This is a genomic window from Pusillimonas sp., from assembly GCF_044464525.1.
GTDB lineage: Bacteria > Pseudomonadota > Gammaproteobacteria > Burkholderiales > Burkholderiaceae_B > Pusillimonas.
On sequence record NZ_JBIQLE010000002.1, the window covers coordinates 28975 to 43721 of the forward strand.

A 14747-nucleotide genomic window follows, 5' to 3' on the forward strand; every position below is an offset into this window, starting at 1 on the left:
AGATGCCTGCTTCGACAGATGAGGAAAACATCCATTCGATCTCTAGAATGCATCACCGCCAGACGCAGGGACGCGTGCGTACGTTCGTCCGTGGCCGAACGGGCGCGTGGAGGACGGTTTGGCGCCCAGGCTGTTTGTTGGCATAGCCCGTTAGCCTGTGTACGATGAATGCGCGAACCGTTGGCGGCCGCGTGGATGCCGACGCCAACGGTTCGGCTTTTCAATCAACAACTACCAGGAAACAGACATGAAACTATTACGCTATGGCCCAGTCGGCGAGGAGAAGGCCGGTGCGCTCGATGCGCAGGGGAGGATTCGAGATCTGTCCCTTTTGGTGCCCGACCTCACCCCGGAATGGCTGGCGCCGGAACGCCTTAAGGCGCTCACGGCCATAGATCTCGAAAAGCTGCCCCTGGTCGATGATTCCGTGCGCATCGGCACGCCCGTCGGCGGTTCGCGCCAGTTCCTGGCCATCGGCCTGAACTACCGCAAGCATGCCGAAGAGGCCGGCATGGATATTCCCAAGGAGCCGGTCATCTTCACCAAGGCCATCACCTCGCTGTGCGGCCCCAACGATGACATCGTCCTGCCGGAGGGCTCGCAAGAAGGCGACTGGGAAATCGAGCTTGGCTTCATCATCGGCACGACGGCGCGCAAAGTATCGGTTGAGAAGGCGCTCGAGCACGTGGCCGGGTATTGCCTGGCGAACGACGTTTCCGAGCGCAACTGGCAGATCAAGCGCGGCGGCCAATGGAGCAAGGGCAAAAGCTTCGATACGTTCGGCCCCATCGGTCCATGGCTGGTCACCACCGACGAGATCCCCGACCCCCAGACGCTCGAGATGGAGCTGAAGGTCAACGGCGAGACCAAGCAGAAAAGCACCACCGCCGACATGATTTTCTCGGTTGCGCAAATCGTTTCGCACTTGAGCCAGTTCATGACTCTGCTGCCGGGCGACGTGGTCATTACCGGTACGCCGTCAGGGGTGGGCCTGGGCATGAAGCCGCAACAGTTTCTCAAGAAGGGCGATGTCATCACGCTTAGCATCGACCAGTTGGGCACCCAGAAGCAAAAGGTGGTGTAGGTGGCGTCGCTTGTCCGGGCGGCCTCATTACCGTTGCTGATCTCCGTCGGCCATCCCCTGCCGGGGACCCTTGTCCGTTTCGCCCGGCGACCGGTAGCTTGCGCCTGCGGCGCCTTGGGGCGCCGCCGCTTTACGATGCGACTTTAGCTGCGTTTCTTTCTTGTTCGATGTGGCCGCTGGCCCGCCGGATCATATCGCAGAAATATTCCGCGGCCGGAGTGGGAAGGATGTCGTTGCGGCGCACCAGACAAAGAGGGGGCTCGGGCAGAGGTTCGGCGATTTGGATGACCTCAAGCGCGGCGCCTCCCATGGTCAGCTCGGCGAACTGTACCGGAAGCATAGCCAGGGCGTCGGAAGACACCATGGCCGTCACGAACGACAGGGCCGAGTGGGCGCGCAATATCAGTCGCGGATTGGGCAGGTCATGCTGCGCGAACAAAGGTCCCAACTCTTCTTCGGCCTTGAATGTCACGGATGTGGTGACCCATTCGGCATCGGCCAGTTCGCTCAGGGATTTGGCCTTGGCCAGGGGGTGCCCCTTTCGGCAAATGATTCCCCGGGGGTTGTCCAGCAGCTTTTCCACCGACAGGTCAGGCGCGGACCGATGGTTGAGGATGGGGCCGATATACATGTCGAGCGTGCTGTTTTTCAGGTAGGGTTCCATCGTGGGGTAGAGGCCGTCCCGGATGTGCAGCACTACGTCGGGGTACCGGGCGCGAAAGGCCTTGGCCGCGTAGGGGAAGAGCGCTATCTGGGAAACAGACGACAGGCCCAGATGGATCACGCCCGTGGTCTGGCCGCGCAGTTGTTCGATTTCTTCTTGGGCGCGGCGCACTTCGTTGTGGATGGACTGCGCCCGGATGAGGAAATGCCTGCCCGTGTCGGTGAGGCGGATGCCCTTGGCCCGGCGTTCGAACAGCGCAACGTCCAGTTCGCGTTCGAGCTCCTGGATGCTGCGTGTCAGGGCGGATTGGGCCACGCCCAGATGGCGTGCGGCGGCTCGCACACTGCCTTGTTCCGCGATGGCCAGCAGATTGCGCAATTGGACGAGTTTCATGGATTCCCTCCGCTATTGGCCCGCCTTGGTCCGCTCCGACCTGCGGCGCAGGAGTTCGAGCGCGATCAGCAGGCAAACGGACATCAGGATAAGCAGTGTTGCCACGGCAAGGATACTTGGATTGATCTGCTCGCGCAGCCCAGAGAACATGCGGCGAGGAATCGTGGTTTGTTCCGGGCCGGCCAGGAACAGAACCAGCACGACTTCGTCGAACGAGGTTACGAATGCCAGCAGTGCACCGGAGATGACGCCTGGCCTTATAACCGGCACAACCACATCGGCGAAGGCGCGTATGGGCGAGGCCCCGAGGTTGAGTCCGGCTTGGTAAAGCGAGCGATCGAAGCCCGACAAGGTGGCGGTTACGGTCAGCACTACGAAGGGAACGCCCAAGGTGGCATGGGCGATGATCACGCCGGTGAAGGTGGCCACCAGATTGAATCGGGTGAAGAAGAAGAACATGCCGGCGGCGACGATGATCAAGGGCACGATCATGGGAGCCAGCAGCAGGGCGGTGATGGGCCGCCGCCAGGGCATGTCGTGGCTGGCCAGCCCTAGGGCGGCCACGGTGCCCAGTACGGTGGCAATTGCCGTCGAGCAAAGGCCGATCAGCAGACTGTTGCGTATGGCCATGAGCCAGCTGCCGCTTTCGAACACGCCGACGTACCACTTGGTCGAGTAGGCCTCGGGCTGCAGGCGAAGCATGCCGGGGGTGAAGCTGAAAAAGGGTTCGGCATTGAATGACAGCGGTATGACGATCAGGATGGGCAGCATCAGGAAGGCCAGGGCCCCCCATGCAGCAATCCGAAGCAGCCATCGCCCCGGCGCTCCGCTTTCGTGTACCTGCTGCGACGCACCGGCCGCCAGGTGGCGGTCTTGCCGGGCTTCGGGGTTGGGGCGTGGGCTCATGGGCTTGTCCATTGTGGCGTGGACGCTATGCCAGCTTGAGATTACGCGTGCCGACAAGTTTGTCGTACACCCAGTAAAGAATAACGATCACAACCAGCAGAAGGGAACCCAGAGCGGCGGCCAGCCCCCAGTTGTTGGAACGTTGCATATGGAAAGCAATGATGTTGGAGATCATCTGCCCGTCGGTGCCGCCAACCAGGGCGGGGATGATGTAGTAGCCGATCGAGATAATGAACACCAGCAGTGCGCCCGCGCTTAGCCCTGGCATGCTGAGGGGCAGGAATACTCGCCAGAAGGCCGACCATGGCGTGCTGCCCAGCGACTGGGCCGCGCGTGCATAGCTGGGGTCGATGCCCCGCATCACGCTATACAGCGGCAGCACCATGAAGGGCAGCAGGATATGGGTCATGACGATGACGGTGGCAAAGCCGGTATACAGAAGCTCGAGCGGCCGGGTGATGATTCCCAGCCAAAGCAGGATGGAATTTATAACCCCGTGAGGTTGCAGCAAGGCGATCCACGCCGTGGTTCGAGCCAGCAGCGAGGTCCAGAAAGGAAGCAGCACCAGCATCATCAAAAGGCCGGCCACCCGCTTGGGCGCGCGGCACAGGTAATAGGCCAGCGGGTATCCCAGTGCGATGCACATAAGAGTGATCGCCAATGCCATGCCCAGCGTGCGCGTATACAGTTGCACATAGATGCGGGCCGATTCGCGTTGGACGATTTCGCCTTTCGGGTTGCGTTCTAGGTCGAGCGCAGTCAGGTAGTGGCCAAGTGTATAGACTTGCCCGGCGCGCTTGACGGCCCGCCAGAGGTCAGGCTGGTCCCAGCGCGGATCGGCAGTGCGCAAGGCGTCGGCCGCCAGCACCGGCGCAACGCCGGGCGCCAGATCGCGCATCCGCCGGGCCGAGGCGTTGATCAGGCTGGATGCCCCCGGATAGGCCTGATTGACCGCGGCGGCCAGTATTCCAGCCTTGCGCTCTGCGGAAAGTGTTTTAAGCTCGGAAGCCATCGAGGCGTAGGTTTCGGTGGACGGCAACCGCGAATCTTTCCAATGAGACAAATGCTCAAGTGTCTCGGGTATGAGCTCGGCCAGGGTCGGATTGTAGGCGCTGCGGTACAGCATGCTGGTGATCGGCGTGAAAAACGCCACCAGCACAAATGCCAGCAGCGGCGCCACCAGCAGCAATGCGGTGCGCCGCCGACGGCGCAGTTCATTGCGCTCAGTGCGTATTTCTTGCGCGGTAAGAGTTATTTCAGCAGCCACTCGTTGAACTTCTCGCTGAGGCTCTCGCCGTAGTCGGCCCAGAAAACGCTGTCGACCTGAACGCCTTCGTCCATGTGGGCGCTGGGCAAATGCTGTATTACCGATTCATCCACCAGGGCCAGCGACGATTTGCGTGGCGGCCCGTAGGCCACATCCTGGAAGCCCGCCAATGCTTTGGTGCTGGTGGTGAAGCGAACGAAATCGAGCGCCTGTTCGAGCTTGGGCGTGCCTTTCAGGATGGTCCAGGCGCCCAGGTCATACATGTTGCCGTCCCAGACTATGGTGAAGGGCTTGTCTTCGTTGCGGATGGCATCGAAGATGCGGCCGTTGGCAACCTGGATCATGACGACGCCGCCGTCATTAAGCATCTGCGGCGCCTGAGACCAACTGTCGTACCAAATCACGTCGTTCTTGATGGTATCCAGTTTTGCGAAGGCGCGCGCCTGGCCTTCGGGCGTGGCAAGTTCTTTGTAGATGTCTTGATTGGCCACGCCGTCGGCCATCAGCGCCCACTCCATGACGAACTGCGGGCGCTTGCGAAGACCCCGCTTGCCCGGAAATTTTTTCGTATCGAAAAAATCGTCAACCGTGGCGGGTTTACTGTCGCCGATGGTCTTGTCGTTATAGGCATAGATGGTGCTGTAGACAATTTCGGCCACCGCGCATTCGCTTTCAAGCGCCTGGGGAATGAAATCTTGTTCGGCGGGGACGCCGTCGTCGCCCGGCAGCAGAATATCGCGGGGTATGAGCTCGAGCAGGCCTTCGGAGCAGGCGCGTTCAAGATCAATCGTTTCCATATCCACGACATCCCATTGGATGTTGCCGGACTGCACCTGGGCCTTCATCTCGGCGATACCGCCGCTGTAGGTTTCAAAGATGACCCGCTTTCCGGTTTCGGCCATATAGGGATCGATCTGATGCTTTTGCTGGGTGGCGCCGTATGCACCGCCAAAAGAGACCACTGTCAGGGCCTCTTGCGCCGCTGCCGGGCTTGCCATGGCCAGACCCAGAAGGGCTCCGCCCAGCAGCGAGAAGGCTGTTTTTTTCATGTTTTGTCTCCGTGGTTCGGTGTGTCGGATTGAAAGGCATAGCTGTCGCGGGCCATCCAGCCCAGAGTGGCAAGCTGGCCTTCTTGCAGGACCGGCGCCCTGGTGTCGTTCAGCAGCTTGACGATGGCCCGGCCGCCGCCAGGCAGCTGGAAGTAATAACGGATGAAGTCGCCAACATAGTGGCGTGCCATGAAGCTGGCCGCAACCTGGTTGTCGAAGCTTTGCCCGGCCTGGACGATGGCGAGTTTTTCGGGGCGGATGGAAATAGAGCATCGCCGGCTATTTGCGCCGCAGTCGCCGTTGCGTGCGTGCAGCGAGGTTCCGTCAGGTAGTGTGCTTGTGACGGTGTCGCGCCCCTCAAGTACAGGCCGGCCGGCCGTGATCAGGTTGTTCTCGCCTATGAAACCCGCCACAAAAGCATTTGCCGGCTGTTCGTACAAGGCGTCGGGTGTGGCGTATTGCTGCACTTTGCCTGCATTGAAGACGGCGATGCGGCTGGACATAGTCAGGGCTTCGGATTGGTCGTGTGTGACGTAGATGACGGTAAAGCCCAGGCGTCGGTGCAGGCGGGTGATCTCGAACTGCATCTGCTCGCGCAGCTTCTTGTCGAGTGCGCCCAGCGGCTCGTCCATCAGTACCAGGGTGGGCTCAAAAATGAGTGCGCGGGCCAGCGCGACGCGCTGCCGTTGCCCGCCGGAGAGCTGGCCGGGATGCCGATTGGCAAAGGGCTCGAGTTCGATGAGGCGCAGGAATTCAATGACGCGATGACGGATTTCCGGTTTGGGCAGGCCCCTGACCTTGAGGGGGTAGCCGAGGTTTTCGGCAACCGTCATGTGCGGGAACAGGGCATAGTTCTGAAACACCATGCCAATGTTGCGCTTGTGCGGCGGAATGCGGGTAATGGGCTGGCCATTGACAGTGATATGGCCGCTGGTGACGTTCTCGAAACCCGCGAGCATCATTAGGACGGTTGTTTTTCCGGACCCGGACGGACCCAGAAGGGTGATGAATTCACCCTGGTTTACGGCCAGATTGAAATCGTTGACGACCAGGGATTTTTGATCGTAGGTTTTGCGGACATTGGAAAACTTGAGAAACGCGTTTTCGGTGTTTGACATCGCTTGTCCTGGTCGACGGTGCCGCGGGTGTTCCTCCGAATAAAGGCCCTGCGCGTGAGTGTGTTGCAGAGCATAACAATTTCGACGCGTCGAAGAAAGCGGGGTTTCCCCGGTTGGAGGTGGGTTATAAACAACAAAAAAGCGATGAACGTGCATATGGCCGGGTTAGGCGGTGACAGCGGCGCGGTTTTAGGGTGGAAGAATGCGTTAAGTGTTACACTAGGTAGCTCATGAACAGGGGTCTGAAACCAATGCATATTTTGCTCGAACGAACTACGACAACGGCTTGTTAGTCGTCGCCGCGTATCGATCAACAGACCCAAGTAGTGCAGTTCCATAAAACGCGGCAAAGGCCGCGTTTTTTTGTTTTTAGGATTATCCATGCTTCAAATCACCCTGCCCGACGGTTCCAGGCGCGAGTTTCCCGGCCCGGTATCCGTCCATGACGTCGCCAGTTCGATAGGCGCCGGGCTTGGGCGCGCCGCGCTTGCCGGCCGCGTCAAGTTGCCCGGCCAAGAGCCAAAGCTTGTCGACACCAGCTATGTCATTGGGCAGGACGCCGAGCTTTCCATTGTTACCGCCAAGGATGCCGACGGGCTCGACCTTATCCGGCACTCTACCGCGCATTTGCTGGCCTACGCCGTCAAAGAGCTTTTCCCCGATGCCCAGGTCACCATAGGCCCGGTCATCGACAACGGCTTTTACTACGATTTTTCGTATAAGCGCCCATTCACCCCTGAAGACCTGCAGGCCATCGAGAAAAAAATGGCCGAACTGGCGCGCAAAGATGAAATTGTCACGCGCGAAGAATGGTTGCGCGATGACGCCGTCGAGTATTTCAAAAGCATAGGCGAAGACTACAAGGCCGAGATCATCGCGTCGATTCCCTCGAACGAGCCCATCAGCCTATATCGCGAAGGCGACTTCATCGACCTGTGCCGAGGGCCGCACGTGCCTTCCACCGGCAAGCTGAAGGTGTTCAAGCTGATGAAAGTGGCCGGTGCTTACTGGCGCGGCGACAGCAAGAACGAGATGCTGCAGCGTATTTACGGCACGGCGTGGGCCACCAAAGAAGAGCAGGCGGCTTATCTGACCATGCTCGAAGAGGCCGAAAAACGCGACCACCGCAAGCTGGGCCGCGAACTGGGCCTTTTCCATTTTCAAGACGAGGCCCCGGGGCTGATTTTCTGGCATCCCAAAGGCTGGACGCTCTGGCAGCAGGTCGAGCAGTATATGCGCGGCGTGTACCGCGATAACGGCTACCAAGAGGTGAAGGGGCCGCAGATACTTGATCTTTCCCTCTGGAAGAAAACCGGCCACTGGGACAACTACGCCGAGAATATTTTCACCACCGAATCTGAAAACCGCAGTTATGGGCTCAAGCCCATGAACTGCCCGGGGCACGTGCAAATTTTCAATGCCGGCTTGCACTCGTACCGTGAACTGCCCATTCGTTACGGCGAGTTCGGGCAGTGTCACCGCAACGAGCCCTCGGGCTCGCTGCACGGCATGATGCGGGTAAGGGGCTTTACCCAAGACGACGGCCACATCTTCTGTACCGAAGACCAGTTGCAAGACGAGTGCGCCGCCTTTACCGCCCAGCTTCAAAAGGTTTATGCTGATTTCGCCTTTACCGAGATTCTCTACAAGGTGGCCACCCGGCCCGAAAAACGAATCGGCTCGGATGAGGTCTGGGACAAGGCCGAGCAGGCCCTGATCGAAAGCCTGAACCGCACCGGTTGCCAGTTCGAGATTTCCGAAGGCGAGGGCGCGTTTTACGGCCCCAAGATCGAATACACGCTTAAAGACGCCATTGGGCGCCATTGGCAGTGCGGCACCATACAGGTCGACTTTTCCATGCCACAGCGCCTGGGCGCCGAGTATGTCGATGCCAATGACCAGCGCAAGACCCCTGTAATGCTGCATCGGGCGATCCTGGGCTCGTTCGAGCGCTTCATTGGCATATTGCTCGAAAACTATGCCGGCGCGTTGCCTCCGTGGCTGTCGCCCGAGCAGGTCGTGGTGTGTTGTATTTCAGAGCATTTTGCCGCTTATGCCGACGAAGTTGCCCGAACCCTGAAAAAACAAGGGTTTAGGGCAAGTGCGGATTTGCGCGGTGAAAAGATCACCCGTAAAATCAGGGAGCACAGCATGCAAAAAGTTCCCTATATTTTGGTGGTAGGGGAAAAAGAACGCGACACAGCAACCGTCGCAGTCCGGGTCCGCTCCGGCGGAGACCTGGGCAGCATGCCCCTGGCACAGTTTTCGCAACGCCTGTCAGAAGACGTTGCCACCCGACGTAACGTCGGGGCGGCCTAAGGCCGCTCCCTTCATCAACTTTAGGAGTCGTAGATATCGCAACCGATAAAGCACATCGCATCAATGGTGAAATCCGTATCCCCGAGGTGCGACTTATAGGCATAGACGGCGAGCAATTAGGCATAGTCAAAACGCCCGACGCTCTCAGTCTGTCAGAAGAACACGAAGTCGACTTGGTCGAGATCGCGCCCAACGCCTCGCCGCCTGTATGCCGGCTCATGGACTACGGCAAATTCAAATACCAAGAGCAAAAGCGCCAGGCTGAAGCCCGCGCCAAGCAAAAAACCATCCAGGTCAAAGAGGTCAAGTTCCGTCCCGGAACCGACGAAGGCGACTACCAGGTCAAGCTGCGCAATTTGCGCCGCTTCATCGAAGAGGGCGACAAGGCCAAGGTCACGTTGCGATTCCGAGGCCGGGAAATGGCCCACCAAGAGCTTGGCATGCGCGTGCTTGAACGCGTGCGCGACGATCTGGGTGAACTTATCCAGGTCGAGGCCATGCCCAAGCTCGAGGGACGTCAAATGGTGATGGTGCTGGCGCCCAGTAAAAAGGCGCCCAGCAAGCAGAACGATTCCGCCTCCTGATTTTCACCACGGTGCAGTTCGGTCGCCGCGCGTCGGCGGCCGGCTCCCATGCAGAGCCCGCTATGCACGTATTGTTCGTTATCGATCCCTTGCCTTCCCTGAAGGCCTATAAAGATTCGTCCGTCGCAATGATGCGTGCTCTGGCCGCTAAAGAGCACACGCTCAGTGTGGCGCTGCAGGGCGATCTGTACATTGACGACGGGGTGGTCAAGGTTCAAAGCCAGGCCATCGACTTGGTCAAGGGCGCCGACCTTCACCAGTCCGGCTGGTGGCGGGACGGCGCCCATTCAGACGTTCCCCTGACTGCTTTTGATGCGGTGTTGATGCGTAAAGACCCTCCGTTCGACATGGAGTATCTTTATTCGACTCATTTGCTCGAGTTCGCGCAAAAGCAGGGCGCTCGGGTCTTCAACTCGGGCGCAGCCATACGCAACCATCCCGAAAAGCTCGCCATCACAGAGTTTGCCCAGTTTACGTCGCCCACCTTGGTAACGCGCGACATGACCCGGCTGCGCGCGTTTCATGCCGAGCATCAGGATGTCATCGTCAAGCCTTTGGACGGCATGGGCGGCACTGGCATCTTCCGGCTTCAGAAGGCAGAGCCCAATCTGGGGGCAATCCTCGAGACACTGACCGACAATGGGCAGCAGACCATCATGGCGCAGCGCTATATTCCCGAGATAGCCGCCGGCGACAAGCGTATTTTGATCATCGCCGGAGAGCCCGTGCCCTACGCCCTTGCTCGCATTCCGTTGGCCGGCGAAACCCGAGGCAACTTGGCGGCAGGCGGACGTGGCGTCGCCCAGCCGCTTACCGCACGAGATATCGAAATCGCCCGCGAGCTTGGCCCCAAGCTGGCCGAACGCGGCTTGCTGCTGGTAGGGCTGGATGTCATCGGCGACTACCTCACCGAGGTCAACGTCACAAGCCCGACCTGTTTTGTTGAAATTACGGAACAGACCGATTTCGACGTCGCACAAACCTTTGCCGCGGCGCTCGAGCAGGCGGTGGGTGGCTGACATGGTAAGACTGGCCCTGGTCATGCATGCGCCACTGGGCAGTGCCTTTGCCGAGTGTGCCGCGCATATTTTGGGACATGAACCCGATATCCTGGTTTTTGACGTTCAGGCCGACGACTCTCCGGAAGAAACCTCGCGGAAACTTGAACAACAGCTCGAAGCACACCCAAGCGGCGGGGCCTTGATCCTGTGCGATATCTACGGCGCTACGCCGTTCAATATCGCCAGCCGCAGCGTTCGCAACCTTGCCGACCGCGGAATGGATGTGGCGCTGGTAACCGGGGCCAATTTATGCATGGTGATCAAGGCCTTGACCGACAACCAAGACAACCCCGAAGAGCTCAGCGAGAAGGTGCGCCAGGGCGCCCTGAAGGGTGTCGTGCGCGCCGATTGTTTTTCATGAGTCCGGCCGGTATATTCGTCGACGGGTTGTCAACCACGAAAATTGAAAGCAGAACACACATGCCCGCAGTCGATATCATAATCAGTAATAAATTAGGGTTGCACGCACGCGCTGCGGCCAAGCTCACGCAATTGGCTTCCAGCTTCAACGACTGCGAAATTCATATTGCTCGCGCTGGCAAACGGGTCAACGCCAAAAGCATCATGGGCGTGATGATGCTGGCGGCAGGCCTGGGCGTGACGGTCACCGTTGATGCTGAAGGTCCGAACGCAGACCAGGCCCTTGCCGATATACAGACTCTGTTTGCCAACAAATTTGGTGAACACGAGTAAAACGCGAGTTATTGGACGCTCATGAATGCAGCCGCCGAATCCGCACCCGCAGCATTGAATGCCATGATCTGCATGCGTGGCCAGGGCGTGGTCAAAGGTTACGCCATAGGAAGGGCCGCGGTCATGGGGGCCGCCGCCCTCGAAGTGGCGCATTATCGGATCCAGCCCGAAGACGTGGCCGAAGAATGCGCGCGTCTGATCGCAGCGCTGGCCCATGCCCGCGATGACCTGCAGAATATGGTGCGTAACCTGCCTGCCGACGCTCCGCGCGAGATGGCGGCTCTGCTTACCGTGCACAGCATGCTTCTGGACGATCCCATGCTGGCGCAACAGACCTGTGACCTGATCGCCGAAAGGCAATACAACGCCGAGTGGGCATTGACCACTCAAGGCCAACTGTTGGCCGAGCAGTTTGCCATCATGGAGGATGAATACCTGCGTGAGCGCGCTGCCGACATCCGGCAAGTCATCGAGCGTGTGCTCCGTGTGCTGTCGGGTAGCACGACTTTGCTGCCCCAGCTTGAAGCCGGTCATGAGGGCGAGCCGCTAATCGTGGTCGCGCGTGATATTTCGCCGGCGGACATGCTGCGTTTGCGCGGCGCCCGCTTTGGCGGGTTCTTGACCGATCTTGGCGGCGCCACTTCGCATACAGCCATCGTTGCCCGCAGTATGAACGTGCCCGCCGTGGTCGGGGTCGGCAATATACGCGCCCTGGTGCGTGACGGCGACGTATTGGTGGTCGATGGCATGACCGGTTCGGTCATTGTCAACCCGCCTGATTTCGTTCTGCAGGAATACATCCGTCGTCAAGGCGCATATGCCGATGCTCGCGCCGAGCTAAGCTTGCTGCGCGACGCCGAGGCGCTGACGCTGGACGGCGTGCCGGTCAAGCTCGAGGCCAATATCGAGTTGCCCGAGGAAGCCGAAGCGGCTATGCAGGCCGGCGCCGACGGCATAGGTTTGTTCCGCAGCGAGTTTCTATTCATGGGCCGCAAAGATCTGCCCACCGAAGAAGAGCAATACCAGGCGTATGCATCGGTGGTCCGGGCCATGCAAGGCCGATCTGTCACTATTCGAACGCTGGACATCGGCGCCGACAAGACCCTGGACGGCGACGCTGCCGTGGCAACCAACCCGGCCCTGGGCTTGCGTGCCATCAGGTATTGCCTGGCCAATCCGGAAATCTTCGCCACACAGTTGCGTGCGCTGCTGCGGGCCGCGGCACATGGGCCCGTGCGCATCCTTATCCCCATGATTTCGCACATGGACGAGGTAAGGGCGGTGAAGCAGGCAATTGTCGCCGCGGGGCGCGAGCTTGATGCGCGCAACGTTCCCTACGGCAGGGATGTCGCCCTGGGCGCCATGGTGGAAATCCCCGCTATTGCGATCGCCATCGAGCCTTTTGTCGAGGCCCTGGATTTTCTTTCCATCGGCACCAACGACCTTATCCAATACACCTTGGCCATCGACCGCGGAGACAGCGAGGTGGCCGATCTTTACGATCCAATGCATCCCGCGGTGCTAAGGCTGATCTCCCACACCATCAATGCCGCCGATCGCGGCGGCAAGCCCGTGGCGGTTTGCGGCGAAATGGCGGGTGACGCCAGCATGACCCGCATGCTGCTCGGACTGGGCCTCAAAGAGTTTTCCATGCATCCGCAGCAACTGTTGGATGTCAAGAAAGAAATCCGTCTGGCCCACTCGAATGCCCTGCGCGTCAAGGTCGCGTCGGCGCTGAACCGCGCCGAACGTATTGACCTGGCCTCGCTGCAAGGCTGACGCCACAGGTTTCTGGTGGCGCCGGCTTTGGGCTTCTAGCGCTGGTAGGCCGTTTCGCCGTGTTCGTGCACGTCGAGACCCTGCCGCTCTGCATCGGCGCCAACCCGCAGGCCGCATGCTTTGTCGGCGATAAAGTAGGCAAGCCAAGAGACAATGGCGCACCAGACGATGGTGATCAGTATGCCTTCCAGTTGAATCCACAGTTGATAGGGCACTTGGCTGAGTGACACCAGACCTGGTCCGCCCAGCGCCTGGGCGTTGAACAGGCCGGTCAGCATGGCGCCCACGATACCGCCGACGCCGTGAATGCCGAATACATCCAAGGCGTCATCGGCGCGCAGCAAGCGCTTCAGTCCGTTGACTCCCCACACGCAGGCGGCGCCCGTGAACGCGCCTATGATCAGGGCGCCGATCGGCCCCACCAGGCCGGCCGCCGGCGTGATGCCGACCAAGCCGGCCACTGCCCCGGACACCGCGCCCAGCAGCGAAGGCCTGCCTTTTGACTTCCATTCGACGGCAGACCAGGCCAGCACCGCCGCCGCGGTCGCCAGCAAGGTGTTGAAAAAAGCCAGGGCGGCGGTTTCGTTGGCCCCCAGGGCAGACCCGGCATTGAAACCAAACCAGCCTATCCACAGCAACGATGCGCCGATCATGGTCAAGGGCAGGCTGTGCGGAGGCATGGCCTCTGCCCGATAACCCAGGCGGCTGCCAATATAGTAGGCGCCCACCAGGCCTGCGACGCCTGCGTTGATGTGCACCACGGTGCCGCCGGCGAAATCCAGGGCGCCGCGTTCGAACAGCCAGCCGCCGGGCGCCCAGACCATGTGCGCGATGGGCAGATAAGCGAAGGTCATCCACAGTGCGGTAAACAGCAGCACCGCGCCGAAGCGTGCACGTTCGGCAAAACCGCCCACGATCAAAGCGCACGTAATGCCGGCAAAGGTCGCCTGGAAGGCGGCGAAGCTGAGTTCCGGAATGCCGTCCGCCAACGCGAAGCTCATCGAGTCGAGTTGGAGCATTCCAGTGAACAGCACCCGGGAGAATCCCCCAATGACAGCGTTGCCCTCGGTGAAGGCAAGCGAGTACCCGTACAAGAACCAGACAATGACGGCCAGGCAAAAAACAGACAACACCTGTGTCAGCACGGACAGAACATTCTTGGCACGCACCAGCCCGCCGTAGAACAGGGCAAGACCCGGCACGACCATTAGCAGGACGAGGATGGTGGAAACACTTACCCAGACGAAATCAGCTTTATCCATGGTGTGGTCTCCTGTTCATAGGGCAGCGTCATCGTACTCGCCGGTACGAATACGCACGGCTTGCTCGAGGGGGGTGATAAAGATCTTTCCGTCGCCGATCTTTCCGGTGTGTGCGGCTGTGCAAAGCGTTTCGATCGCCTGCTCTAGCAGGGCTTCCGACACCGCCATGTCGATGCGAAGCTTGGGCAAGAAATCGACGGTGTATTCAGCGCCGCGATAAAGCTCGGTGTGGCCTTTTTGTCTGCCGAAGCCCTTGACTTCGGATACCGTCATACCCTGAATGCCGATGGCGCCCAGAGCTTCGCGCACCTCGTCCAGTTTGAAGGGCTTGATGATGGCGGTGATGAGTTTCATGCGAGTGGTCCTTTCAGAAGGGTGTCCACCCGTATCACGCAACATTCATGCCAGTTTTGCGAAGCATTCGAAACCGAGGGCGTCGGAGTTCAACGATATCCACTCCCGCTATTGCCCCCGAGGAAGTGGCCCGCGCGGGGGTTCCAGGCCAATCAGGCGTCTCAAGCTGGACAAGCGCGGGCGAAAACCACCACTGTGCACGGCATCATGCCAG

The 14747-nt window shown here is 59.9% G+C and carries 14 protein-coding genes; 7 read left to right on the top strand and 7 right to left on the bottom strand.

Annotated features, from left to right (window positions below; all coding sequences use genetic code 11):
• The first annotated feature begins 247 nt into the window (after window positions 1–247).
• Window positions 248–1084 (top strand): fumarylacetoacetate hydrolase family protein, encoded by an 837-nt coding sequence (locus ACIY1O_RS01365; protein ID WP_397473276.1) that lies wholly within the window; start codon window positions 248–250, stop codon window positions 1082–1084.
• Window positions 1085–1214: 130 nt separating this feature from the next.
• On the opposite strand, the gene ACIY1O_RS01370 is transcribed toward ACIY1O_RS01365, so the two are convergent.
• The 5 genes from ACIY1O_RS01370 to ACIY1O_RS01390 are packed head-to-tail and all read right to left on the bottom strand — an operon-like array spanning window position 1215 to window position 6481.
• Window positions 1215–2141 (bottom strand): LysR substrate-binding domain-containing protein, encoded by a 927-nt coding sequence (locus ACIY1O_RS01370; RefSeq protein ID WP_397473277.1) that lies wholly within the window; start codon window positions 2139–2141, stop codon window positions 1215–1217.
• Window positions 2142–2153: 12 nt separating this feature from the next.
• A complete protein-coding gene (locus ACIY1O_RS01375; protein ID WP_397473278.1) occupies window positions 2154–3047 on the bottom strand; it encodes an ABC transporter permease in 894 nt (297 codons plus the stop codon).
• A gap of 25 nt (window positions 3048–3072) precedes the next feature.
• Window positions 3073–4314, bottom strand: a complete 1242-nt coding sequence (locus ACIY1O_RS01380; RefSeq protein ID WP_397473279.1) for an ABC transporter permease — start codon at window positions 4312–4314, stop codon at window positions 3073–3075.
• On the bottom strand, window positions 4299–5363 hold the full coding sequence (locus ACIY1O_RS01385; protein ID WP_397473280.1) for an ABC transporter substrate-binding protein: 1065 nt from the start codon (window positions 5361–5363) through the stop codon (window positions 4299–4301). Before ACIY1O_RS01385 ends, ACIY1O_RS01380 begins: the two co-directional genes overlap by 16 nt.
• Window positions 5360–6481, bottom strand: coding sequence for an ABC transporter ATP-binding protein (locus tag ACIY1O_RS01390; RefSeq protein WP_397473281.1), 1122 nt, complete (start codon window positions 6479–6481; stop codon window positions 5360–5362). The genes ACIY1O_RS01385 and ACIY1O_RS01390 overlap by 4 nt, the downstream gene beginning before the upstream one ends.
• 381 nt (window positions 6482–6862) lie before the next feature.
• On the opposite strand from ACIY1O_RS01390, the gene thrS reads away from it, so the two are divergent.
• From thrS to ptsP, 6 genes are all read left to right on the top strand, one after another.
• On the top strand, window positions 6863–8800 hold the full coding sequence (gene thrS, locus ACIY1O_RS01395; RefSeq protein ID WP_397473282.1) for a threonine--tRNA ligase: 1938 nt from the start codon (window positions 6863–6865) through the stop codon (window positions 8798–8800).
• Window positions 8801–8835: 35 nt separating this feature from the next.
• Entirely contained in the window at window positions 8836–9384 is a 549-nt protein-coding gene (gene infC, locus ACIY1O_RS01400) for a translation initiation factor IF-3 (RefSeq protein ID WP_397473444.1), read from the top strand.
• 62 nt (window positions 9385–9446) lie between these two features.
• On the top strand, window positions 9447–10403 hold the full coding sequence (gshB, locus tag ACIY1O_RS01405; protein ID WP_397473283.1) for a glutathione synthase: 957 nt from the start codon (window positions 9447–9449) through the stop codon (window positions 10401–10403).
• Between the two features lies 1 nt (window position 10404).
• The gene (locus ACIY1O_RS01410) at window positions 10405–10806 is read left to right on the top strand and encodes a PTS sugar transporter subunit IIA (protein ID WP_397473445.1); all 402 of its coding nucleotides are present in this window, start codon (window positions 10405–10407) and stop codon (window positions 10804–10806) included.
• A 59-nt stretch (window positions 10807–10865) separates the two neighbouring features.
• Window positions 10866–11138, top strand: a complete 273-nt coding sequence (locus tag ACIY1O_RS01415; RefSeq protein WP_397473284.1) for an HPr family phosphocarrier protein — start codon at window positions 10866–10868, stop codon at window positions 11136–11138.
• 21 nt (window positions 11139–11159) lie between these two features.
• Window positions 11160–12917 (top strand): phosphoenolpyruvate--protein phosphotransferase, encoded by a 1758-nt coding sequence (ptsP, locus tag ACIY1O_RS01420; protein ID WP_397473285.1) that lies wholly within the window; start codon window positions 11160–11162, stop codon window positions 12915–12917.
• Between the two features lie 35 nt (window positions 12918–12952).
• On the opposite strand, the gene ACIY1O_RS01425 is transcribed toward ptsP, so the two are convergent.
• Window positions 12953–14179, bottom strand: coding sequence for an ammonium transporter (locus tag ACIY1O_RS01425; protein WP_397473286.1), 1227 nt, complete (start codon window positions 14177–14179; stop codon window positions 12953–12955).
• A 15-nt stretch (window positions 14180–14194) separates the two neighbouring features.
• A complete protein-coding gene (locus ACIY1O_RS01430) occupies window positions 14195–14533 on the bottom strand; it encodes a P-II family nitrogen regulator (protein WP_397473287.1) in 339 nt (112 codons plus the stop codon).
• Window positions 14534–14747 lie beyond the last annotated feature (214 nt).

Coding starts and splice junctions, on each gene's coding strand:
- ACIY1O_RS01365 (WP_397473276.1), top strand. CDS start 248: ATGAAACTATTACGCTATGGCCCAGTCGGCGAGGAGAAGGCCGGTGCG.
- ACIY1O_RS01370 (WP_397473277.1), bottom strand. CDS start 2,141: ATGAAACTCGTCCAATTGCGCAATCTGCTGGCCATCGCGGAACAAGGC.
- ACIY1O_RS01375 (WP_397473278.1), bottom strand. CDS start 3,047: ATGAGCCCACGCCCCAACCCCGAAGCCCGGCAAGACCGCCACCTGGCG.
- ACIY1O_RS01385 (WP_397473280.1), bottom strand. CDS start 5,363: ATGAAAAAAACAGCCTTCTCGCTGCTGGGCGGAGCCCTTCTGGGTCTG.
- ACIY1O_RS01390 (WP_397473281.1), bottom strand. CDS start 6,481: ATGTCAAACACCGAAAACGCGTTTCTCAAGTTTTCCAATGTCCGCAAA.
- thrS (WP_397473282.1), top strand. CDS start 6,863: ATGCTTCAAATCACCCTGCCCGACGGTTCCAGGCGCGAGTTTCCCGGC.
- gshB (WP_397473283.1), top strand. CDS start 9,447: ATGCACGTATTGTTCGTTATCGATCCCTTGCCTTCCCTGAAGGCCTAT.
- ACIY1O_RS01410 (WP_397473445.1), top strand. CDS start 10,405: ATGGTAAGACTGGCCCTGGTCATGCATGCGCCACTGGGCAGTGCCTTT.
- ACIY1O_RS01415 (WP_397473284.1), top strand. CDS start 10,866: ATGCCCGCAGTCGATATCATAATCAGTAATAAATTAGGGTTGCACGCA.
- ptsP (WP_397473285.1), top strand. CDS start 11,160: ATGAATGCAGCCGCCGAATCCGCACCCGCAGCATTGAATGCCATGATC.
- ACIY1O_RS01425 (WP_397473286.1), bottom strand. CDS start 14,179: ATGGATAAAGCTGATTTCGTCTGGGTAAGTGTTTCCACCATCCTCGTC.
- ACIY1O_RS01430 (WP_397473287.1), bottom strand. CDS start 14,533: ATGAAACTCATCACCGCCATCATCAAGCCCTTCAAACTGGACGAGGTG.